Origin of the sequence: Rhodococcus yunnanensis NBRC 103083 (genome assembly GCF_001895005.1) — a bacterium.
GTDB lineage: Bacteria > Actinomycetota > Actinomycetes > Mycobacteriales > Mycobacteriaceae > Rhodococcoides > Rhodococcoides yunnanense.
In genome coordinates this window covers 118,772-140,258 of the sequence record NZ_BCXH01000012.1, presented here as the reverse complement: position 1 = coordinate 140,258, position 21,487 = coordinate 118,772, and the positions used below count along the sequence as shown (strand labels likewise).

Here is a 21,487-nt window from a genome sequence, read left to right as displayed (position 1 = left end):
ATCTCCCATGGCAATAGTGATCGTAGGAGCAGGGCTGGCGGGGCTGCGGACCGCACAGGAAGTGCGCAAACTGGGGTACGACGGACCGGTGGTTCTCGTCGGTGACGAGACACATCTGCCGTACGACAGGCCCCCGTTGTCGAAGGATGTCATTCGAGGCGAGCGCGAGGACACGACGTTCGAGCCCGCCGAGTACTTCGCCGAGCATCGCATCGAACTGCGCCTCGGCTCGGCTGCGGTATCGGTCGATCCAGGTCGACGCGCCGTGACACTCGCGGACGGTTCGGCCCTCGAGTACGAGGACCTCGTCGTCGCAACGGGTCTTCGGCCGCGCAGGCCGTCGTCGCTGCCCGAGCTGGAGGGTGTGCACGTGCTCAGGTCCCGCGACGACGCCGAGGCGCTGCACCGGGATGCATCGACGGCGTCGAGAGCGGTCGTGATCGGGGCGGGCTTCATCGGGTGCGAAACGGCCTCGGGCCTGCGGCACCTGGGAGTCGAGGTGACCGTCGTCGAGCCGCAGGCGACGCCGCTCGCATCGGTGCTCGGCCGCGAGGTCGGCGCCCTCGTCGGCAGGCTGCACACCGGGGAAGGGGTCGAGGTTCGCACCGGGGTCGGGCTGGACACGCTGCGCGGAACGGAACGGGTCACGCATGCCGTGCTCGACGACGGCACCCAACTCGAGGCCGACCTCGTCGTGCTCGGTATCGGGTCGACGCCTGCCACCGAATGGCTGGCGGGATCGGGCATCGAGACCGGCAACGGTATCCATGCGGACGTGTCGGGCCGCACGAGCGATCCGCACGTGTGGACCGTCGGGGATGTCGCTGCGTGGACGGTGGGCGACGGTAGGAGACGCGTCGAACATTGGAGCAACGTCGGTGACCAGGTCCGCGTCATGGCGCCCGTGTTGCTCGGCGTCGAGCCGGGTCCGTCCCGCCCGCAGGTTCCGTATTTCTGGAGCGACCAGTACGACCTGAAGATCCAAGCCCTCGGCGCTCCTTCTCCCGAAGATACTGTTCGGATCGTCGAGGACGACGGCAGAAAATTCCTGGCATACTACGTCCGTGACGGAATTCTTACGGCTGTTGTCGGCGCTGGTAAGGCGGGTGCGGTGATGAAGATGCGTGCCGGGATCGGGCGACCTCTTGAGTGAGAATCTCCTCACCGCTCGAGATATCGCCGACGCGGAGGTGACGCTCGAGCCGGTCATGCGCCGCACTCCTGTCGTCGCGTCGCGGATCCTGTCGGATCTGACCGGCCACGAAGTGCGGCTCAAGTGTGAAAACTTGCAGCGCACAGGGTCTTTCAAGCCTCGTGGTGCATACAACCGGATTTCGAAGTTGTCGAAGGAGCAGCGCGCAGGCGGTGTCGTCGCGGCGAGCGCGGGGAACCATGCCCAAGGTGTCGCTTGGGCTGCAACACAATTGGGAATCAATTCGACCGTCTTCATGCCGACGGGCGTGTCGCTGCCGAAGCTCGTCGCGACCAAGGCGTACGGGGCGACGGTGAATCTCGTCGGTCAGACCGTCGACGAAGCACTCGGTCATGCGCGTGAGTTCGCCGAGCGTACCGGCGCCGTTCTGATTCATCCGTTCGACCATGCGGATATCGTTGCCGGACAGGCGACTTTGGGAACCGAGCTCCTCGGTCAGATGCCGGACGTCGGTACCGTGCTGGTCCCGACCGGCGGCGGCGGACTGCTCGCCGGCGTCGCTGCTGCGGTACATCTGCAAAAGCCCGACGTGCGCGTGATCGGTGTGCAGGCCGAAGGCGCGGCAGCATGGCCGCCGTCGCTGGCTGCGGGACGCCCGCTTGCGATGAGTTCGATGTCGACGATGGCCGACGGTATCGCTGTCGGCCTGCCGGGCAGTGTGCCGTTCGAGCACGTCGAGAGCTGGGTCGACGACGTCGTCACCGTCAGCGAGGATGCTCTCTCCCGGGCGCTGCTGCTGTGTATCGAACGAGCCAAGCTCATCGTCGAGCCTGCCGGCGCTGCGGCGGTCGCGGCGCTGATGACCCGCGACGACCTGCACCTGCAGGGTTCGGTATGCGCGGTGCTCTCCGGTGGCAACATCGATCCGCTCCTCCTGACGCATGTCATCACGCACGGACTGCGTGCGGCGGGCCGCTACTTGGCTGTGCGCGTGACGGTTTCGGATCGACCGGGCGGTCTGCTCAGTCTGTTGGGTGTGGTCAAGACGCTCGGGGCGAGCGTCGTCGATGTGGTGCACTCGAGGACGGGTGGGCAACTGGGGCTCGAGGAAGTGGACGTGATGCTGACCGTCGAGACACGGGGACCATCGCATCGCGAGGACGTGCTCGCGGCACTCGGTGCAAGCGGGTACACCGTCACGGTCGAGAGCTGACCGCGGTGAGAAACGGACGTGGTGTCGCAGGACTTGTCGTGCTGGCGCTGCTGGGCGCCGGGTGCAGCGTGCCGCCGCCGCACCCCGAGGTCGACGCGCGTTTCGCCGCAGGCGATTTCGCCGTTGCGCCCACTCCGGTGTGGACTCTCGATACCGCCGTCCTCGGCACGGCCACGCACTCGCGCGCGTTCGCGCTGCCCGAGATTCCCGGCGAGGACATGCCGATGCTCGCCGGGCTGGCCGACGGCGACTACTCGAAGAATCCGAAGGGTCTGCGCGTTCTCGCGCTCGATCCCAGCAGCGGAGAGCGGTTGTGGCTGCGCGACGTCGGCCCGGTACGGCAGTGCGCCGAGGAGATCGACGACACCGTTCTTGCGTGCTACGGCGACCACCGGGTGGTGTATCTCGACGTGACGGACGGCCGAATTCTCGGTGACATCTCGACCGACGAGAACGTCTACCACGTGCGAGCTGCGAACGGGGTCGGATACGTATCGACGAGGAGCGAGGACATGCTCGTGTCGAGGATTCGCTCCGGCACGTACACCGAACTCGACACTCACTGGTCGGCGACCTTCGATTCCCCTGTGCCCGGCCGACCCGCCTCACCCGCAGTCTTTCCGGACAAGAACATCGTCGACGTCTACTCGTCCGGTGCCCACCACATCATCGACATCGACACCGGTGCGCCGCGATTCGCGTTCTTCGGCGAGAATCCGCTGCCGCTGCGAAACGATCTGTACGTCAACGTCAGCAGGGCCGGTGACGGCGCACTCGTCGAGGTCATCCTCGACGGGACGGGAAAGGTGGTGACCGTCGTCCCGGTCGCCACGCTCGGGCTGTCGCCGAGGCCGTGGGCGAACCTCGGCGACGACGACGTCCCGTTGTTCCTCGGTGACGGTGCATACGATCCGATCTCGGGAGCCGAGCTGTGGCGAAATCCGGCGACGGTCGAAGGCACCGGCGGACTCGACTCGGCAGTGCTGGCGGCGGTGGGGGATACGGTGATCGTCCGGTCGTCGGAGACTCGCACCTTCTCCGGTATCGATCTTCGAACCGGTCTCACGAGATGGACGACGCCGTGGCAGGACGCCTATTGGGCGCGTGCCGGGGCGATCGACGGTGAACACTACGTGTTCGGCGACTACACCGGAATGCACGCGATTCGCGCGTCCGACGGTGCGATGATGTGGTCGGTGCTGTGGCCCGAGGGCGTCGATCCACGGGAAATGTCGGTGTCCGAGACCGCGGGTGTACTGACGGTGTCGAGCCGATTCGGGTCGACGGTGTGGGCGCCGTCACGCTGAACTGTTCGAGGACAGGCTGTGTCCTAGGGAGCGATTAATGTTCCACGCGTTCCGAGTCTGCTTTCGCAGAGTGCACAGAAATGGAATGGGGAGTACACAATGGCGAACGCCATCGAAGTCGAGAACCTGGTCCTGCGGTACGGCAAGAACGTCGCGCTGAACGGAATCAGTTTCGGAGTACCCGAGGGCACGGTGCTCGGAGTGCTCGGGCCCAACGGGGCAGGAAAGACCACAGCGGTTCGCATTCTCGCGACCCTGTTGCAAGCGACGTCGGGGCGAGCCGAAGTGTTCGGCCTGGATGTGGCGAAGAAGGCCAACGAAGTTCGGTCCATGATCGGACTCACCGGCCAGTTCGCCGCCGTCGACGAATATCTGACGGGTTACGAGAATCTCGAGATGGTGGGCAGGCTGTTCGGGCTGAAGAAGGCAGAGGCCCGTCGGCGTGCCGACGAACTGCTCGCCCGGTTCGATCTCGAGTACGCGCGTGATCGGACGGCCAAGCAGTACTCCGGCGGTATGCGGCGCAGACTCGACATCGCGGCGAGTCTCATCGGTCGGCCAAGGGTGGTGTTCCTCGACGAGCCGACGACGGGTCTCGATCCGCGCAGTCGAATCGGTATGTGGGAGTTCATCTCCGATCTGGTCAAGGACGGAACGACCATTCTGTTGACGACGCAGTATCTCGAAGAAGCGGACCGGCTCGCCGACTCGATCATCGTGCTGGACAAAGGATCCATCATTGCCGAGGGCACCGCCGATCACCTCAAGGCGCAGGTCGGCGGCGAACGTCTCGAGTTCGTGCTGATCGACGCATCCGATCGCGAGCGGGCCGAGAAGATCCTGACGCCGATCGGAGTCGATGCACCGGCGTACGACGCGCAGACGCGTCGTATCACCGTGTCCGTCGGGGAGGGGGCCGACGACCTGACCGAGGCTCTCGTTCAGATGAAACAGGCGAACATCGGTGTGGTGGACGTCGGACTGCGTCGACCGAATCTCGACGACGTGTTTCTCAGCCTCACCGGACATGCGACCGAGGCCGACGCTGCAGTGGAGGAAGCCAAATGAGTGTCTTTCACGATTCTCTGATCATCACCAAGCGAAACCTGATCAAGCTCAAGCGAGTTCCCGATCTGCTGTTCTTCGCCACGCTGTCGCCGATCATGTTCGTGCTGCTGTTCGCGTACGTCTTCGGCAGTGCCATCGACGTTCCCGGTGTGGACTACAAGAGCTTCCTCATGGGCGGCATCTTCGTGCAGACCATGATCTTCGGTGCGTCCATCACCGGATCCTCGCTCGCGGAGGATCTGCAGAAGGGCGTCATGGACCGGTTCCGGTCGCTGCCGATGGCGCGTTCGGCCGTCGTCATCGGACGCACCGCAGCCGACGTCGGCAACAACATCGTGACCATCACGATCATGTCGATCACCGGACTCATCGTCGGATGGCGCATCACGTCGTCGTTCTTCGAGGCGGTCGCGGGCTACGTTCTGCTTCTGCTGTTCGCGTATTCGATCTCGTGGGTCATGGCATTCGTCGGACTGACGGTTCGCTCACCCGAGATCTTCAACAACGCGTCGTTCATCGTGATCTTCCCGCTCACGTTCATCGCCAACACGTTCGTTCCCATCGACGGCTTCCCGACGGTCCTCAAGACCATCGCCGAATGGAACCCGATTTCCGCGGTCACACAGGCCGTGCGCGAGTTGTTCGGCAACACCAACCCCGCGGCGCCCGCGCCGGATGTGTGGCCGCTGCAGAATCCGGTGCTCTACACGCTGATCTGGGTGGTCATCTTGCTCGTGGTGTTCGTGCCGCTGTCGGTGCGCAAGTACGAGAGAACGCTCACCGCCTAGCAGGCGTTCTAGGCGTCGAGGGTGACTGCGAGAAAGTCGAGTATCTCGGTCCATGCTCGACGCTGGCCCTTCGCCGTCCCCGCGGGTGTGCCACCGGAGACGATGCTGTCGTTACGGTCCACCGTCGTCGGTGTGGCAGGTGGGCGGAGGAAGTGGCCGGCGTTGGGCAGTACGAGCAGCCGGTCGGTGTCGCGTCGGCGTCGGGCGATCAGCGCTCGCGCCATCCGGTCCGCCGGATACGACGCGTCGGCGACGCCCGCGATCGCGAGCAGTGGCGCGTCGATCTTCTCGACCGGAATGGTCGCCGCTTCGACTGCGTCGGTGTCGCGAAGGCCTGCTGCGTAGGCAGGTCTGAGCGAGAGCGCACGGGACCTGGGGGTCGTGGAGAACATTCGCCCGACTGCTCCGAAGATCATCTGTCCGATCAGTCGTTCGGCTCGAATGGGCATGTACGGCAACGGCTCGCCGCCGACCGTCAGAGACGACGTCTTCGGCGGCGGCCCGCCGTCGGACAGGGCCTGGAGGACGACGTGGGTCGGGGCGACCGTGATGACCCCTCGCACCGAGAATTCGGGGGTGTGGACCAGAGTCGTCAGGGCAACGGACACACCGACCGACGCGGCATAGAGCACTATTCGGTCGGCGTCGACCCGTTCGTGAGCAGCGAACGACGCCATCCCGGCCGCGATCGCTTCGACGGGAATCTTGTCGAAGCTGTCCGGCAGGCCGGGCTCGTCCATGTAGGCGAGAACAGCCGTGACGTAGCCGTGCGATGCGAGCAGCGCCGCGGTCGGCACGGCAGGCTGAGCCCCGGTCGTTCCCGGCATCAGCAGCACTCCCGGCAGCAGGCTCTCGCCGGTGTCCGGCACGAAGATCCGCAGGTGCCAGCCTTCGCCCATGAGATCCTCGCGGACGACGTTCTCGCCCCACGAACGACGGACGGTGGTGCTCGAGGAGCCTTCGAGTGCATGAACGGACACCCGGTAGTCGAGGCCTGCCTCGGACCCGGCGAAGGTGACCGGAGCGACGGACTCGTCGACGAAGGTCATGTTCCACCACGGCCGGTCCGGGTCGGCGATCTTCAACCGCCCGGTGGCGTCGATGTCGTAGTCCTGGTGAGAAACCCAGTGATGCCCGTTCGCGTCGACGGTCGCAATGTCGAGGTGCACCGGCAAGCCGGGCGCAACGCCGTGAACACGAAAGACCGTCGGGCTGTCGATGGGTCCTGAAACCGGGTCCACCTGCAGGGATACTGGTTCCATCGGTCAAGTGTGCGCTGCGGTGGCCGATGGTGTCGGCTGTATAACGGAAAAGCCCCCGACCGAATGACTTCGGACGGGGGCTTACGCGAGCAGTACCGTTGTTCTAGGTGTGGTACGGCTCGGCACTGAGCAGTGTGACCTTCATGGTCTTGCCGTTGGGCAACGTGTACTCGCGGGTGTCGCCGACCTTGGCGTCGATGAGCGCGCCGCCGAGCGGTGAGCTGGGGGAGTACACCTCCAGCTTGGCATCACGTGCGCCCTCTTCGCGGGTGGCGATGAGGAATGTCTCGGTGTCGGACTCGTCGCCGTCGTAGTACACCTTCACGACTGATCCGGGCAGTGCTACGCCGGACTGCGTGGGTGCTTCGCCGACCTTGGCGGAGTTCAACAGCTCCTGCAGCTGGCGGATGCGGGCTTCCTGCTGGCCCTGCTCCTCGCGCGCGGCGTGGTAACCACCGTTCTCTTTCAGATCGCCCTCTTCGCGTCGCTCGTTGATTTCGGCGGCGATGACCGGGCGATTGGAAATGAGTTGGTCGAGTTCGCTCTTGAGCCTGTCATGTGATTCCTGGGTAAGCCAGGTCACCTGGGTCTCGGTCATCTCGATCACTCCCTTGTAGTCGAAGTCGCGGTGGACTCCCGGTCTGTTGCGGACGGACTCGCGAGCGCATGGAAGGTTTCCGCTCCGGAATCCCCCTGGTAGGCCCGTTTCCTGAGCCGATACGGACGCGAACTCGAACTGCGTCCGTCGTGCGGCGCTCTGGCCGTCAATGCAGCAATACACGGCTCCAATTCGGAACCGTGTACATCGGAATATTACCACGAGCAGGCGCTGGATCAGCCCGCGTGTAAATACTCCGGAACATTCAGGCTGCAGCCGTACACGTCGCCCATGGCCGGCGGCTGGGAGGTACGGACGTCCGAGACCACGTCGACCTCGCGCTCGGCGGAGCCCGGAACCAGTACCTCGCGCCTGCCTGTCTCGGATCCGTCACGCGAGCGGGCGCGGATGATGCAGACGGCGTCCTCGGACGGATCCGCGCGCGTCACGCTGAAGCGGATGGACACCGTCGAGTCGTCGAGAATGTCGAACGCCAGGGCTGATCCCTCGACGTCCTTGACGGAGAATCGCTGGTAGCCGAGGTACGCGACGCCGAGACCGACCAGCAGCACGACGACGAGTGCGATGTTCTTCGACCTGCGGCCGATGCCGCGGTTCGTCGACGCGGGGTACCGGCCTTCGGGGAGCGTGGCAGTCATACGAGCTTTCGTCGGTGGATCACACGGTGGATCTTCGGCAGCCGGTGCAAGCATTGTCGGCGTCGAGTGGAACTATAAGGGGCAGGCCTACGACAGGCGAAGCTGAGGTGAGGAAAGAACGTGTCCGGACTACGGCTCATGGCTGTGCACGCCCATCCCGACGACGAGTCGAGTAAAGGCGCAGCGACGACGGCTCGGTACGCCGCGGAGGGAAACGACGTTCTGGTCGTGACTCTCACCGGGGGTGAACGAGGAGACATTCTCAATCCGGCGATGGACATCCCGGGTGTGCACGAGCGCATTCAGGAAGTTCGCCGCGAGGAGATGGCCGAAGCTGCACGCATTCTCGGCGTCTCCCAGACGTGGCTGGGGTACGTCGACTCGGGATTGCCCGAGGGCGACCCGTTGCCCCCGCTGCCGGAAGGATGCTTCGCGCTGGTTCCGCTCGAGGAGTCCACCGAGGCGCTGGTGAAGGTGATTCGGCAGTTCAAGCCGCACGTGATCACGACGTACGACGAAAAGGGTGGCTACCCGCACCCCGATCACATCCGGTGCCACGAGGTCTCGATCGCAGCGTTCGAGGCTGCGGGAGATCCCGAGAAGTTCCCGGATGCAGGTGAGCCGTGGACGCCGCTCAAGCTCTACTACTCCCACGGATTCCTTCGTAAGCGGATGCAGCTCTTCCACGACTGGTTCATCGATCGAGGCGAGGAAAGCCCGTTCGTCGACTGGTTGAAGCGGTGGACCACCGATCGCGACGAGATCATGGAACGCATCACCACGCAGGTGAACGTCGGCGACTATTTCGAACAGCGCGACGACGCCCTGCGCGCGCATGCGACGCAGATCGATCCGAACGGATCCTTCTTCGCCGTGCCGGTCGACGTGCAGCGCAAGCTCTGGCCGACCGAGGAGTACGAGTTGGCGCGCACTCGCGTCAAGACCTCGATTCCCGAGACCGAGCTGTTCGCCGGAATCGAGCCCGAGGATGCCTGAGTGATCATCTCGATTCTGGCGCAGCAGCCCACAGGACCGGAGTTCGGTAAATCGTCTCCGGTCGGACTGGTGATCATCGTCGCGCTCCTCGTGGGCACCGCTCTGTTGATCTGGTCGATGAACAAGCAGATCAAGAAGCTCCCGGAGACCTTCGAAAAGGAAGATCCGGGGCCCGATCAGGAGCTCGACGAGGGAACCGATCGTGGAGCCGTTCGTGAGCCGGAAGCCCCGAGAACCAAGTCCGACGAGAACTGATGGTGCTCGGAGCCAACGCGCTCGGCGAGTCGACCAGCCCGTACCTGCGGCAACATGCCGACAACCCGGTTCACTGGCAGCAGTGGACGGACGAGGCCTTGAATTCGGCTCGTGAGCGCGACGTGCCGATTCTGCTGTCGATCGGATACTCGGCGTGCCACTGGTGCCACGTGATGGCCCACGAGTCCTTCGAGGACGAGGCCACCGCGGCTCTCATGAACGAGCACTTCGTGTGCATCAAGGTCGACCGCGAGGAACGACCCGACCTCGACGCCGTGTACATGAATGCGACCGTCGCGATGACCGGGCAGGGCGGTTGGCCGATGACGTGCTTCCTGACCCCCGATACGGAGCCGTTCTACTGCGGCACGTACTACCCACCGAAACCACGTGGTGGCATCCCGTCGTTCCCTCAGTTGCTGGAGGCCATTGCCGACACCTGGGCGAGAAGTCGCGCCGAAGTGTTCGACGCGGCCGCGGTCGTCGTCGGCGAGTTGCGGGCGAACTCGGGACAGATACCCACATCCGATCGCCAGGTCGATGCCGCGCTGCTCGCCGATGCGGTGGCGTCGGTGCTGCGCGACGAGGACGTCGAGCGAGGAGGTTTCGGGGGAGCCCCGAAATTCCCACCGGGGCCGCTGCTCGAAGGGTTGCTTCGGCACCACGAGCGCACCGGATCGGCGGCGGCGCTGGCGGCCGTGCATCGGACGGCGTCGGCGATGGCGCGTGGCGGTGTGTACGACCAGATCGGTGGCGGTTTCGCACGTTATTCGGTCGACGACGAGTGGATCGTGCCGCACTTCGAGAAGATGCTCTACGACAACGCCCTGCTTCTGCGCTTCTACGGCCACCTCGCCCGCGTCACCGGCGACGCGACGGCCCTCCGGGTGACCACCGCGACAGCGGGATTCCTGCTGCGTGAGCTACGAACGAGCAACGGCTGTTTCGCGTCCGCTCTCGACGCGGACACCGAGGGCGTCGAAGGCCTGACGTATGCGTGGACACCGGAACAGCTCGTCGAGACTCTCGGCTTCGAGGACGGGGTGTGGGCCGCGGGACTGTTCGCGGTGAACAGCACGGGCACCTTCGAGGCAGGCATGTCGGTACTGCAGCTGCCCGAGGACCCGGACGACGTAGAGCGTTACCACCGTGTCTGCGCCGCTCTGATGTCCGTGCGGCAGTCGCGGCCGCAACCGGGCCGCGACGACAAAGTGGTCACCGCGTGGAACGGGTTGGCGATCACTGCGCTCGCCGAGGTCGGGGCCGGGCTCGGGCATCCGGAATGGGTCGACGCCGCCGTCGAGTGCGGTGAGCAGATCTTCGCCACGCACGAGGAGAACGGCCGGCTCAGGCGCGCATCGCTCGGTACACACGTCGGAGACGCGACGGGAGTTCTCGAGGACTACGCGGCGCTCGCGGTGGCGTCGTTGTCGCTGTTCCAGGCGACGGGCGAGGTGGTGTGGTGCGCCAGGGCGCAGACCGTTCTGGATGCGGCGATCGAGCACTTCGCCGACACGGAGAATCTCGGCAGTTGGTTCGACACTGCCGACGACGCCGAGTCCTTGGTCACTCGCCCGCGGGATCCGCTCGACAACGCGACCCCGTCCGGGGCGTCGATGATCACCGAGGCGCTACTGACGGCCGAGGCACTCGTCGCCCCGGGAGATTCGGCCCGCTACAGCGAGTTGGCCGCGGCGGGACTTGCAGGTGCAGCGCTCGTGTTCGAGCGAGCACCGCGATCCGGCGGGCACTGGCTGGCGGTGGCAGAGGCGTCGGTGCGCGGGCCGCTGCAGGTAGCGGTCTCGACCGAGGTGTCGACGCAGGGAGGCGGAGCACTGCTCGATGTTGCCCGCGCGCATGCACCTGGCGGCACTACCATTGTTGGCGGAGTTGTCGATTCGAGTCCGCTGCTCGCCGACCGACCGACAGTGGACGGTCGGGAGGCGGCGTACGTCTGCCGCGGATTCGTCTGCGATCGCCCGGTGACGACGGCAGAGGATCTGCTCGCCGCGCTACGTAGTTGAACGCGTTCGGCACCCTCGAACGCTCGTCTTGTGGCATGGTCACTGCCTGAGAAAAGAACATTGCGGGGATGGGGAGAGTCTGTGCGGGACGAGCAGCAACGGTTGATCGTGCAGTGACGACCTCGCTGTCCGACGCAGGCCGGACACCCTTCGAATCGTTCGTCGATGCAATGCCGCTGGCTGTGATGGTGCACACGATGGACTACACGATTGTTGCGGCCAACCGGTTGTGCGAGGACGTACTCGGGTGCGAGGTGGCGCAGATGATCGGCCGCAAGGTGGCCGAGTTCGTCCCGGTTCAGGACCACGAATCGGGTAGAGCCATGGCCGCCGAACTCGCCAAGACGTACGGTGACGTCTCCGGCTCGGGTCGCCCGATCAGCTCGCTTCGGCGCATCCGGCGCAGCGATGGCTCGGTGCTCTCCTGTTGGATGCAGGTCGGCCTCGCCACGATCGCCGACGAGCGGGTCATCGTCGCGTGTATGGATCTGGTCAACCCCGTCAACGATTCGGTCCGCTGGCGTGAGCGCGCCGAACGCGACGACTTGACCGGACTGCTCAGGCGCGGTCCCTTCCTCGACCGCGTCGACGAATGGGTGGCACAGGATCGGCCGGTCACCCTCGCGTTCGTCGACGTCGACCGGCTGAAGTCGATCAACGACACATACGGACACAATGCCGGCGACGTCGTACTAGAGGCCGCAGCGCGGCGGCTTCATCGGTGGTCGTCGCCGTCCGCGGTGGTCGGTCGGTTCGCGGGCGACGAGTTCGTGGTCGCGCTACGGGACGGTGAAGGCGGCGCCGAACAGTTCGTCGTCGATCTCCGACGCGCGGTCTGCAGCGAACCGGTGCCGTGGGCGTCGGAGTTGCTCGTGGTCTCGGTCAGCATCGGCGCAGTCGAACGCGGGCAGGGGGAAGCGAGTCGCGATCTGATCGCGAGGGCCGACGCGTTGATGTACCGCGACAAGGCCATCCGCCGCATCGAGTCGTTCGGCTAGAGGGGGTCGTTCGGCTAGAACAGCACCAGCCAGACCGCGACCAGATGGCAGATGGCGGCGAGCACGGTCGCGGCGTGGAAGAACTCGTGATGGCCGAACGTGCTGGGCCACGGATCGGGCCATTTGGTCGCGTACAGGATCGCGCCGACGCTGTAGAGGATTCCGCCGACGAGCAACAGCACGAACGGTGCGTAGCCGACCTGATCGATGAGCGTCGGAGCGGCAGGCACGATGGCCCACCCGAGCAGTAAGTACAGAGGCACGCCGACCCATCGCGGAGCCTGCGGCCACAGCATCTTCAGTGCGACACCGGCGAGCGCCCCGGCCCAGACGACGATCAGCAAGGTGCGACCGGAGGTGGTGGGCAACCCCAGCACGGCGAAGGGTGTGTAACTGCCCGCGATGAACAGGAAGATCATCGAGTGATCGGCCCGCTTCATCCATGTCCGACTCTCGGGCGTCCGCCAGTGGATTCGATGATAGGTGGCACTCACACCGAAGACGCCGCACACGGTGGTGGCGTAGACGACGGTCGCGATACCCGCGCTCACCGAGACCACGCTGAACGCCATGGCGACCAGCACGATGCCGGAGACGACGGCGAACGCGAACGCGTAGAGGTGGATCCAACCTCGCAATCGCGGTTTGACCGGTAGTTCGTCGATACCGAAAATCGTCATCGGCGTTACCTCCTGTACGAGACCGAACCTACGCAACCGTAGGTTCGGTGCATCACTGTACCGGCGAGAGTTACCAGCGGGTCGGCGTAAGGTGAACCCTCGTGGTGATGTCTCGGTGAAGATTCTCCCGACCAAGGTGCGCAGCGTCCTCTACAACGTGTACGAGCGACGTCTGCTGACGCAGCTCGACGGTGTGGCGCACCCGCGCCACGTCGCTGTGATGTGCGACGGGAACCGGCGCTGGGCGCGTGAGAACGGATTCACCGACGTCGCACACGGTCACCGCATGGGGGCGCTGAAGATCGCCGAGATGCTGGGCTGGTGTGACGCAGCAGGCATCGAGATGGCCACCATCTACCTGCTGTCCACCGAGAATCTACGACGCGATCCCGACGAGCTCGATTCGCTTCTCGAGATCATCACCGACGTCGTCGAAGAAATCTGCGGAACCGAACAGAACTGGGGCGTCAAGATCGTCGGCACTCTCGATCTGCTGCCGGCCGCAACTGCACGCAGACTCAAGGAAGCGGCCGATCTGACGTCCGGGCGTACCGGCACACACGTCAACGTGGCCGTCGGCTACGGAGGGCGTCAGGAGATCGCCGACGCCGTGCAGTCGTTGCTCAGCGAGAAGATCTCCGAGGGACTCTCCGGTGACGAATTGGTGCACTCCATCGACGTCGGCGGCATCGACAATCACCTCTACACCTCGGGCCAGCCGGATCCGGACCTCGTCATCCGCACGTCGGGGGAGCAGCGGCTCTCCGGCTTCCTGCTGTGGCAGAGCGCATACTCCGAAATCTGGTTCACCGAGGCCTACTGGCCGGAGTTCCGACGCGTCGATTTCCTGCGGGCGCTGCGCGACTACGCCGCGCGGCACCGCAGGTTCGGAATCTAGCGCGTCAGAGCTTGCGCAACCTGAGCCTGTTGATGGTGTGGTCGTTGTCCTTGCGGAGCACCATCGTCGCGCGGGGACGTGTCGGCAGAATGTTGTCGACGAGGTTCGGCAGGTTGATCGAATGCCACAGGTCCTCGGCTGCGATGCGGGCATGCTCGTCGGACAGGCTGGCGTAGTGGTGGAAGTGCGCGTTCGGGTCGGCGAAGGACGTCTCGCGTAGTGCGAGAAAGCGTTTGACGTACCACGCCTCGATGTCCTCGATGCGCGCGTCGACGTAGATCGAGAAGTCGAACAAGTCGGAGACCATCAGCCGCGGGCCGGTCTGCAGCACGTTCAGACCTTCGACGATGAGGATGTCCGGTTGCCGCACCATGTGGAACTGGCCCTTGACGATGTCGTACGACACGTGCGAATAGACCGGAGCGGCAACCTCTTCGGCGCCGGACTTGACCTCGGTGACGAAGCGCAGCAGCTTGCGTCGGTCGTAGCTCTCCGGGAAACCTTTGCGATGCAGGATTCCGCGACGCATCAGTTCCGCTGTCGAATAGAGGAATCCGTCGGTGGTGACCAGGTCGACGCGCGGATGATGATCCCATCGTGCCAGGAGTGCCTGCAGGACACGAGCCGTCGTCGACTTCCCGACGGCGACACTTCCTGCCACACCGATGACGAACGGCACCTGACGGTCGGGGTGCTTCTCGCCGAGGAAGGTGGCCGTCGCGGCGAAGAGTCGTTGGCGTGCAGCGACTTGGAGATGAATGAGCCTCGCCAGCGGCAGATAGACCTCGGCGACTTCCTCCAGATCGATCTGCTCACCGAGACCGCGCAGCCCGACGAGTTCCTCCTCCGTCAGCACGAGGGGTGTCGACTGGCGCAGCGTGCGCCACTGCTTACGGTCGAACTCGACGTACGGGCTGGATTCACTCATCGACGGCACCGCCACGCGCGCAGTACACAGTCACTTCGCAGGCGTGAGCTCCGGTGGAGCGCGGGTCGCATGAATTCAGATTGTGCTCGGTGCCACGATGTCCGACTCGGGCGGGGGTGGTTCACTGCGCGATCATCGTGACACCGGCACTAGTGTTCGTTGTCATGCATGCCGATTCCTTCGTCCGTGAATACCTTCTCCTCGGTCTGAGTTTCGACCGTCTGGAAGAAGGCTTCGTCGACGCGTACACCGGTGATCCCGAGTTGCGACGACAGATCCAGAACGCGCCCGCACCCGAGCCTCGGATCCTGGCGCGGCGGGCCGCGGAACTACGCGGCGAACTCGCGAGCACCGATCTGCCTCGCCAGCGCGCCGAGTTCATCGACGTCCACCTGCGAGCGTTGGAATGTTCCGGTCGTAAGTTCGCCGGCGACGACATCGGGTTCGTCGACGAGGTGTCCGCGTACTTCGACGTCGACATCGAGCTCGGCGACCAGGACGAGTACCAACAGGCACACCAGAAGATGGACGAGGTTCTCTCCGGTCCGGGTTCGCTCGTCGAACGCCTTGCCGCGCACCGCTCGAGCGACGTCGTGCCTGCAGATAGGTTGCAGGACTGCGTCGACGCGTTCTCCAGCGCGCTCCGTGACCGGGTGCGCGCGGAGTACACGTTGCCCGAGACCGAGCAGGTCAACTACGAGGTCGTCGGCGACAAGCCGTGGTCGGGCTTCAACTACTACCTCGGCAACTACACCTCGACGGTCGCGATCAACTCCGACCTCGAGCAGCAGATGTCGCACCTTCCGCACCTGATCGCGCACGAGGCGTACCCGGGCCACCACACCGAGCATTGCCGCAAGGAGGCAGGACTCGTCTCGGCAGGCCAACTCGAACAGACACTGTTCCTCGTCAACACACCGCAGTGCTTGATGGCCGAGGGCCTCGCCGATCTGGCGCTGAACTCGATCGTCGGTCCCGGCTGGGGTCTGTGGGCGCAGGAGATCTACGCCGATCTCGGTCTTCGGTTCGACGGCGTCAAGGCCGAACGACTGTCGCAGGCATCGGGCCAGCTACTCGGGGTACGGCAGGACGCAGCGCTGCTGCTGCACGATCAGCACAGATCCCAGGACGACGTCGCCGCCTACCTCGAGAAGTGGTCACTGGCGTCCCCGAAGCGGGCGCGGCAATCGCTCAAGTTCCTGTCCTCGCCGCTGTGGCGGGCATACATCAGCACCTACGTCGAGGGCTACAGACTGCTCGGGAGCTGGCTGGACCAGGGAACAACGGTGTCGGAGAGGTCGGCGTTGTTCGGCCGGTTGCTCGACGAACCGCTGATCCCCAGTGCCCTTCGCTGACGCGCCGGGTTGTCGGGTCACTCCGCAGGCTCCGCTCTCGGCTTGACCGGGTCACTCCGCAGGCTCCGCTCCCGGCCTGATTCCCTCGGCCGGTCACCATGCACGCACGGGCGCCGAAGGCGGATATCCTAAGCTGTATACGCCCACTTCGCTTCGTCCCTTGGAGATTCTTGAAATGACGGACGTCAACAACCTGTCGCTGGCCGAGCTCGACCCCGAGGTCGCCGAAGCCATGGCAGGTGAACTCGGTCGTCAGCGGGACACCCTGGAGATGATCGCTTCGGAGAACTTCGTGCCCCGCGCAGTGCTGCAGGCACAGGGCAGCGTGCTCACCAACAAGTACGCCGAGGGATACCCGGGTCGCCGGTACTACGGTGGCTGCGAGTACGTCGACGTCGTCGAGGACCTCGCCCGCAACCGCGCCAAGGAGCTGTTCGGCGCCGAGTTCGCCAACGTCCAGCCGCACGCAGGCGCGCAGGCCAACGCCGCAGTGTTGATGGCGCTCATCAACCCCGGTGACAAGATCCTCGGCCTCGATCTCGCCCACGGTGGCCACCTCACACACGGCATGAAGCTCAACTTCTCCGGCAAGCTGTACGAGGTCGAGTCCTACGGCGTCAGCAAGGAAGACGACCGCGTCGACATGGACGAGGTGCGCAAGCTTGCCATCCAGTCCAAGCCTCAGGTCGTCATCGCCGGCTGGTCGGCGTACCCGCGGCACCAGGATTTCGAAGCGTTCCGTTCCATCGCCGACGAGGTCGGAGCCCTGCTGTGGGTCGACATGGCGCACTTCGCCGGTCTGGTCGCCGCCGGTCTGCACCCCTCGCCCGTGCCGTACGCGGACGTCGTGTCCTCGACCGTGCACAAGACGCTCGGTGGACCTCGCTCCGGTCTGATCCTCGCCAAGAAGGAATGGGCCAAGAAGATCAACTCCGCCGTGTTCCCCGGCCAGCAGGGTGGGCCACTGATGCACGCCATCGCCGCCAAGGCCGTGGCATTCAAGATCGCTGCGACGCCCGAGTTCAAGGAACGTCAGGAACGCACGCTGCTGGGCGCGTCGTTGCTGGCTGATCGCCTCAACGCCAAGGACGTCGCCGACCAGGGCATCTCGGTACTCACCGGCGGCACCGACGTCCACCTCGCACTGGTCGACCTGCGCAGCAGCCAGCTCGACGGCCAGCAGGCAGAGGATCTGCTGCACGAGGTCGGCATCACCGTCAACCGCAACGCCGTGCCGTTCGACCCGCGTCCGCCCATGGTCACCTCCGGCCTGCGCATCGGCACCGCTGCACTTGCGACGCGCGGCTTCGGCGAAGCCGAGTTCACCGAGGTCGCCGATATCATCGGCACCGCACTGGCAACCGGTGAAGCCACCGATTCGCTGAAGGAGCGCGTCGTGAAGCTCGCGCAGAGCACACCTCTGTACGAGGGGCTCGAGGACTGGGGCCTGCTGGGCTGAGTCTGTTTTCTCGGCTGCCCCCTCTCATCGCTTGAATGGCCCATTCATACGATCTGATCGCTTCGGAGTGCCATTCAAGCGAGGGCGACGGCGGCCATCACGCGGTCGCTCCGTGCACCGGCCACAGCGCGTAACGCGTTGTTCACCGACACACCCCTCACTCGGTGAGCCAACTGCCGGTTTCGGCTGTACCGTCGGCAGTAACAGGAAGCGGGGAAGCTTTCTGTGCGGGAGGTTCTGATACGTGACTGAGCTAGTGAGCGCGAGAGGGCCGGCACCCGGCCCTCGTGTCGTCTGACACGTCAGGACCGACCGGCCGAGCGACAAAAGTCTGCGCGGTGCCGCGTCGGACATAGGAGCCCCACGTGACCACTTCACGCTCCGTTTCCGCCCCCCTTCGGACATTCGTGCTGGACACCTCGGTTCTGTTGTCGGATCCCTGGGCAGTCATCCGGTTCGCCGAGCACAATGTGGTTCTCCCGCTGGTAGTCATCAGCGAGTTGGAGGGGAAACGCCATCACCACGAATTGGGATGGTTCGCGCGGGAATCCTTGCGCATGCTCGACGATCTGCGGGTCGAGTTCGGGCGTCTCGACCAGCCGGTTCCCATCGGAACCGACGGTGGCACACTACAAGTCGAGCTGAATCACACCGACCCTTCGGTCCTGCCGGTCGGTTTCCGGACCGACTCCAACGACTCCCGAATCCTTGCCTGCGCACTCAACCTCGCGGCCGAGGGCAAGGACGTCGTACTGGTCAGCAAGGACATCCCGCTCCGCGTCAAGGCGGGTGCCGTCGGACTCCCCGCCGACGAGTACCACGCACACGACGTCGTGCCCTCGGGATGGACCGGAATGGCAGAGCTCGAGGTGCAGGCCAGCGACATCGATCAGTTGTTCGCCGAGGGAGTCATCGACCTCGACGGCGCGCGGGAGATGCCGTGCCACACGGGAGTTCGGCTTCTCGGTGGGCGTTCCAGCGCGCTGGGACGCGTCACGCCGGACAAGCAGGTGCAGCTGGTTCGCGGTGAACGCGAGGCCTTCGGTCTGCACGGTCGATCAGCGGAACAGCGTGTGGCGCTCGACCTTCTGCTCGACGAGAGCATCGGCATCGTCTCGCTCGGAGGCAAGGCGGGTACCGGCAAGTCGGCGCTTGCATTGACCGCGGGCCTCGAAGCGGTGCTCGAGCGCCGTACGCACCGGAAAGTTGTTGTGTTCCGGCCGCTCTACGCGGTCGGCGGTCAGGAGCTCGGCTACCTTCCCGGTAGTGAGAGCGAGAAGATGGGCCCGTGGGCGCAGGCGGTCTTCGACACGCTCGACGGCCTGGCCAGCCCGGAGGTCATGGAGGAAGTCATCGCGCGAGGAATGTTGGAGGTGTTGCCGCTCACGCACATTCGTGGCCGATCGCTGCACGATTCGTTCGTGATCGTAGACGAGGCGCAGTCCCTCGAACGCAATGTCCTGCTGACGGTGCTGTCCAGGCTGGGCAGCGGCTCACGCGTCGTGCTCACCCACGACGTCGCGCAGCGTGACAACCTGCGGGTAGGTCGTCACGACGGCGTCGCAGCCGTCATCGAAAAGCTCAAGGGTCACCCGCTTTTCGCGCACATCACGCTCACGCGCAGTGAGCGTTCACCTATTGCCGCTCTGGTGACGGAGATGCTGGAGGAATTCGGTCCTGCAGGCGCCTGATCCCCGCAGATGCCTCGTCGCTGGCACGGTGAGCGCCTCGCTCACCGTGCCAGCGCGCGGAACGCTCCGCGGACAACACCTTTGAAGAAGTCGACGTTGTCGAAGTAGTCACGCCACACGAGGATCTTGCCATCGCGCAGTTCGAACGTGCCGCAGACCCAGAATTGCACGCGTAACCGACGCCACACGAGCACATCCGTTCGCTCGGTGAGCACGATGTCTCCGTCCGCGGCGATGTTGTGGATCATGACGTCGAAGCCGTGGCCCGGCTTGGCGAGCGCCCTCATGAACTTGGTGAACCGTGCGATGCCCCTGACCTTCGGCATCCCGACGTTGTGCCAGACGATTGCGTCGTCGATGTACTCGAGCGCGGTGTCGATGTCGCCGTCGCGCATCGCCCACAGCATCTTCTCGACGACGGCCGTTGCCTGCAGTTGTTCGGTCACTTCGTGAATCGCCCCAATCCGTTCTCGTCGTAGTACTCCAGTGTGACGGTGTTGCCGCTGAACGTAGCCTCGGACACGGTGCCGTCGGGTGCGTTCTCACCGGTCACATCGAAGGTGAACCTGTCGCCGTCCCAGTGCGTCAGCTCGTACGAACTGCCTTTGGGGCCGATCGTCAGAATCAGTTTCCCGTTGTTCTCGGCGACCGTGGCCGGACCCCAGTATGCATTCTGATACACACCCGCGTACGACGACAGCGGCTGTGGTGGCGCGGGATTCGCGGGAGGCGGTGTGCCTGCCAGTTCGCCTTCGGGTTCGCTCATTCCGGCGAACGCGTTCTTGTAGAGGGTCCGCCAGTCTTCCCTGACCTCGCCGAACTGGACGAGGTCCGCGAATTCGGCCGTCAGTGTCTCCGCGATGCCGATCGGCGCGGCATTGGTCAACGCGACGATCGCGACATCGAGCGACGGTATCCACACGAAGTTCGTGCCCGCACCGAGCGCGAATGCTCCTGAATGGCTCACGGTCGCGCGGCCCGCGGCGCTGGAGGAGACGTTGAATCCGTAGCCGTAGAAGCCCGCTCGTGCATCGGGTGTCTGCGATGGGCTCGACACGATCTCGGCGGTCACCGCAGGTAGGAGCGCATCGGCGTCGACCACTTGCTGCCCGTTGTACTTGCCGTCGGCGCTGAGCATCGTCAGCCACTTGGCCATGTCGTTCACCGAGGAGCTCACCCCGCCCGCAGGGGTCTGTGCATCGGGGTCGCGCTGGTACTTGGCCTGGTATTCGCCGTCGACGAGCACGTGGGGGACGGCGCGGTCGGCTCGCGAGATGTAGTCGGAGAACGTCGAACTCGTCGACGTCATCCCCAGCGGGCCGTAGACGGCGTCCTGGCTGAGCGTTTCCCAATCCTTGCCCGACGCCTGTGCCACGGCCTCGGCGCCTGCCGTGACGCCGAAGTTGGTGTAGTTGTACGTGGAACGGAAAGGGTCGAGCGGGACTTCTCGCAGCCTCTCCAGCACTTGACGTCGGTCGTAACCGAGGTCTTCGAGCAGATCGCCTGCGTGGTCCGGGAGTCCGCTTCGGTGGGCGTAGAAGTCGCCGATCGTGACGTTCTGGGTGACGTACGGGTCCGACAGCGCGAACCACGGCAGCTTCGACACCACCGGCGTCGTCCAGTCGACAACACCGGCGCCGACCTGTGACGCGACGACTGTGGCCCCCACCGGTTTGGACAGCGACGCCAACTGGAAGACGGTGTCGCCGTCGATCGGATCGTCCTTGCCGATCTCGCGCACGCCGAACCCTTTCGAATACACGACGTTTCCTCCGTGTACGACCGCCACGGCCATACCGGGAATGTGCGACGACTCCATCAGCTCCCGGGCGATGCCGTCGAGCTTGCCGATGGCGTCGTCGATCCGGCCGTCCGGAACGTCGACGCCGGCGACCTGCCCGGGTGAGAGGGAGGAATCGGCGGACGGGGGAGCTGACGTCGTCGGGGGAGCGGAGTTGGGTGCTCCGCCGGAGCATCCCACCAGGACAAGCGCCGATATCAGCGTCAGGCACAGAGCTCGCCGATTCCGACCCATCTTCATCCCCTCCCGCAGCGGATGAAGACAAAGCGTAGACCCGCGCGGCCAGGGATTTGGGAGAATTCACAGAGGTCAGGGGCGCGCAATCTGTCGTCCATCGGGAGGCGCTACGGTATT

20 protein-coding genes are annotated in these 21,487 nt (G+C 64.9%); 13 read left to right on the top strand and 7 right to left on the bottom strand.

Translation table 11 applies throughout. The features are described from left to right. Positions 1-7 precede the first annotated feature (7 nt). The 5 genes from RY1_RS19040 to RY1_RS19020 all read left to right on the top strand — a co-directional run bounded on the left by RY1_RS19040 (position 8) and on the right by RY1_RS19020 (position 5,529). Positions 8-1,153 (top strand): NAD(P)/FAD-dependent oxidoreductase, encoded by a 1,146-nt coding sequence (locus tag RY1_RS19040; RefSeq protein WP_072805591.1) that lies wholly within the window; start codon positions 8-10, stop codon positions 1,151-1,153. A gap of 55 nt (positions 1,154-1,208) precedes the next feature. Next, on the top strand, positions 1,209-2,366 hold the full coding sequence (gene ilvA / locus RY1_RS19035; RefSeq protein ID WP_218019823.1) for a threonine ammonia-lyase: 1,158 nt from the start codon (positions 1,209-1,211) through the stop codon (positions 2,364-2,366). A 5-nt stretch (positions 2,367-2,371) separates the two neighbouring features. Beyond that, positions 2,372-3,673 (top strand): outer membrane protein assembly factor BamB family protein, encoded by a 1,302-nt coding sequence (locus RY1_RS19030; protein WP_072805590.1) that lies wholly within the window; start codon positions 2,372-2,374, stop codon positions 3,671-3,673. A gap of 99 nt (positions 3,674-3,772) precedes the next feature. After that, a complete protein-coding gene (locus RY1_RS19025) occupies positions 3,773-4,741 on the top strand; it encodes an ATP-binding cassette domain-containing protein (RefSeq protein ID WP_072805589.1) in 969 nt (322 codons plus the stop codon). Next, positions 4,738-5,529 (top strand): ABC transporter permease, encoded by a 792-nt coding sequence (locus RY1_RS19020; protein WP_072805588.1) that lies wholly within the window; start codon positions 4,738-4,740, stop codon positions 5,527-5,529. The genes RY1_RS19025 and RY1_RS19020 overlap by 4 nt, the downstream gene beginning before the upstream one ends. An 8-nt stretch (positions 5,530-5,537) precedes the next feature. On the opposite strand, the gene RY1_RS19015 is transcribed toward RY1_RS19020, so the two are convergent. The 3 genes from RY1_RS19015 to RY1_RS19005 all read right to left on the bottom strand — a co-directional run bounded on the left by RY1_RS19015 (position 5,538) and on the right by RY1_RS19005 (position 8,048). Then, entirely contained in the window at positions 5,538-6,791 is a 1,254-nt protein-coding gene (locus RY1_RS19015; RefSeq protein ID WP_072805587.1) for an alpha/beta hydrolase, read from the bottom strand. A gap of 103 nt (positions 6,792-6,894) precedes the next feature. Continuing rightward, complete coding sequence (greA, locus tag RY1_RS19010) at positions 6,895-7,389, bottom strand: transcription elongation factor GreA (RefSeq protein ID WP_072805661.1); 495 nt, start codon at positions 7,387-7,389, stop codon at positions 6,895-6,897. Between the two features lie 236 nt (positions 7,390-7,625). Next, a complete protein-coding gene (locus tag RY1_RS19005; RefSeq protein WP_072805586.1) occupies positions 7,626-8,048 on the bottom strand; it encodes a DUF4307 domain-containing protein in 423 nt (140 codons plus the stop codon). Positions 8,049-8,168: 120 nt separating this feature from the next. Here RY1_RS19005 and mca point away from each other — a divergent pair, with 120 nt between their 5' ends. The 4 genes from mca (at position 8,169) to RY1_RS18985 (ending at position 12,321) form a co-directional block, all read left to right on the top strand. Further along, entirely contained in the window at positions 8,169-9,044 is an 876-nt protein-coding gene (gene mca, locus RY1_RS19000) for a mycothiol conjugate amidase Mca (protein ID WP_174565422.1), read from the top strand. Next, positions 9,045-9,299, top strand: coding sequence for a hypothetical protein (locus RY1_RS18995; RefSeq protein WP_072805585.1), 255 nt, complete (start codon positions 9,045-9,047; stop codon positions 9,297-9,299). Then, positions 9,299-11,323: a thioredoxin domain-containing protein gene (locus RY1_RS18990; protein ID WP_072805584.1), complete on the top strand. Its 2,025-nt coding sequence runs from the start codon at positions 9,299-9,301 to the stop codon at positions 11,321-11,323. Before RY1_RS18995 ends, RY1_RS18990 begins: the two co-directional genes overlap by 1 nt. 113 nt (positions 11,324-11,436) lie before the next feature. Next, positions 11,437-12,321, top strand: a complete 885-nt coding sequence (locus RY1_RS18985) for a sensor domain-containing diguanylate cyclase (RefSeq protein ID WP_072805583.1) — start codon at positions 11,437-11,439, stop codon at positions 12,319-12,321. Positions 12,322-12,335: 14 nt separating this feature from the next. Here the strand turns inward: RY1_RS18985 and trhA are convergent, their stop codons facing one another. Beyond that, complete coding sequence (trhA, locus tag RY1_RS18980; protein WP_072805582.1) at positions 12,336-13,001, bottom strand: PAQR family membrane homeostasis protein TrhA; 666 nt, start codon at positions 12,999-13,001, stop codon at positions 12,336-12,338. Between the two features lie 115 nt (positions 13,002-13,116). On the opposite strand from trhA, the gene RY1_RS18975 reads away from it, so the two are divergent. Continuing rightward, positions 13,117-13,899, top strand: coding sequence for an isoprenyl transferase (locus RY1_RS18975; protein ID WP_072805581.1), 783 nt, complete (start codon positions 13,117-13,119; stop codon positions 13,897-13,899). 4 nt (positions 13,900-13,903) lie between these two features. Here the strand turns inward: RY1_RS18975 and coaA are convergent, their stop codons facing one another. Further along, a complete protein-coding gene (coaA, locus tag RY1_RS18970) occupies positions 13,904-14,836 on the bottom strand; it encodes a type I pantothenate kinase (protein ID WP_139279921.1) in 933 nt (310 codons plus the stop codon). Positions 14,837-14,991: 155 nt separating this feature from the next. Here coaA and RY1_RS18965 point away from each other — a divergent pair, with 155 nt between their 5' ends. The 3 genes from RY1_RS18965 to phoH2 all read left to right on the top strand — a co-directional run bounded on the left by RY1_RS18965 (position 14,992) and on the right by phoH2 (position 19,332). Continuing rightward, positions 14,992-16,182 carry a DUF885 domain-containing protein gene (locus RY1_RS18965; RefSeq protein WP_072805658.1) on the top strand — a complete coding sequence of 397 codons (1,191 nt, stop codon included), beginning with the start codon at positions 14,992-14,994 and terminating at the stop codon, positions 16,180-16,182. A gap of 175 nt (positions 16,183-16,357) precedes the next feature. Further along, on the top strand, positions 16,358-17,641 hold the full coding sequence (gene glyA, locus RY1_RS18960; RefSeq protein WP_072805580.1) for a serine hydroxymethyltransferase: 1,284 nt from the start codon (positions 16,358-16,360) through the stop codon (positions 17,639-17,641). Positions 17,642-18,006: 365 nt separating this feature from the next. After that, entirely contained in the window at positions 18,007-19,332 is a 1,326-nt protein-coding gene (gene phoH2 / locus RY1_RS18955) for an RNA 5'-3' helicase PhoH2 (RefSeq protein WP_174565421.1), read from the top strand. A gap of 41 nt (positions 19,333-19,373) precedes the next feature. On the opposite strand, the gene RY1_RS18950 is transcribed toward phoH2, so the two are convergent. Together RY1_RS18950 and RY1_RS18945 are read right to left on the bottom strand one after the other, a co-directional pair. After that, on the bottom strand, positions 19,374-19,778 hold the full coding sequence (locus RY1_RS18950; RefSeq protein WP_084727559.1) for a limonene-1,2-epoxide hydrolase family protein: 405 nt from the start codon (positions 19,776-19,778) through the stop codon (positions 19,374-19,376). Then, a complete protein-coding gene (locus tag RY1_RS18945; RefSeq protein WP_072805577.1) occupies positions 19,775-21,373 on the bottom strand; it encodes a serine hydrolase in 1,599 nt (532 codons plus the stop codon). The genes RY1_RS18950 and RY1_RS18945 overlap by 4 nt, the downstream gene beginning before the upstream one ends. Positions 21,374-21,487 lie beyond the last annotated feature (114 nt).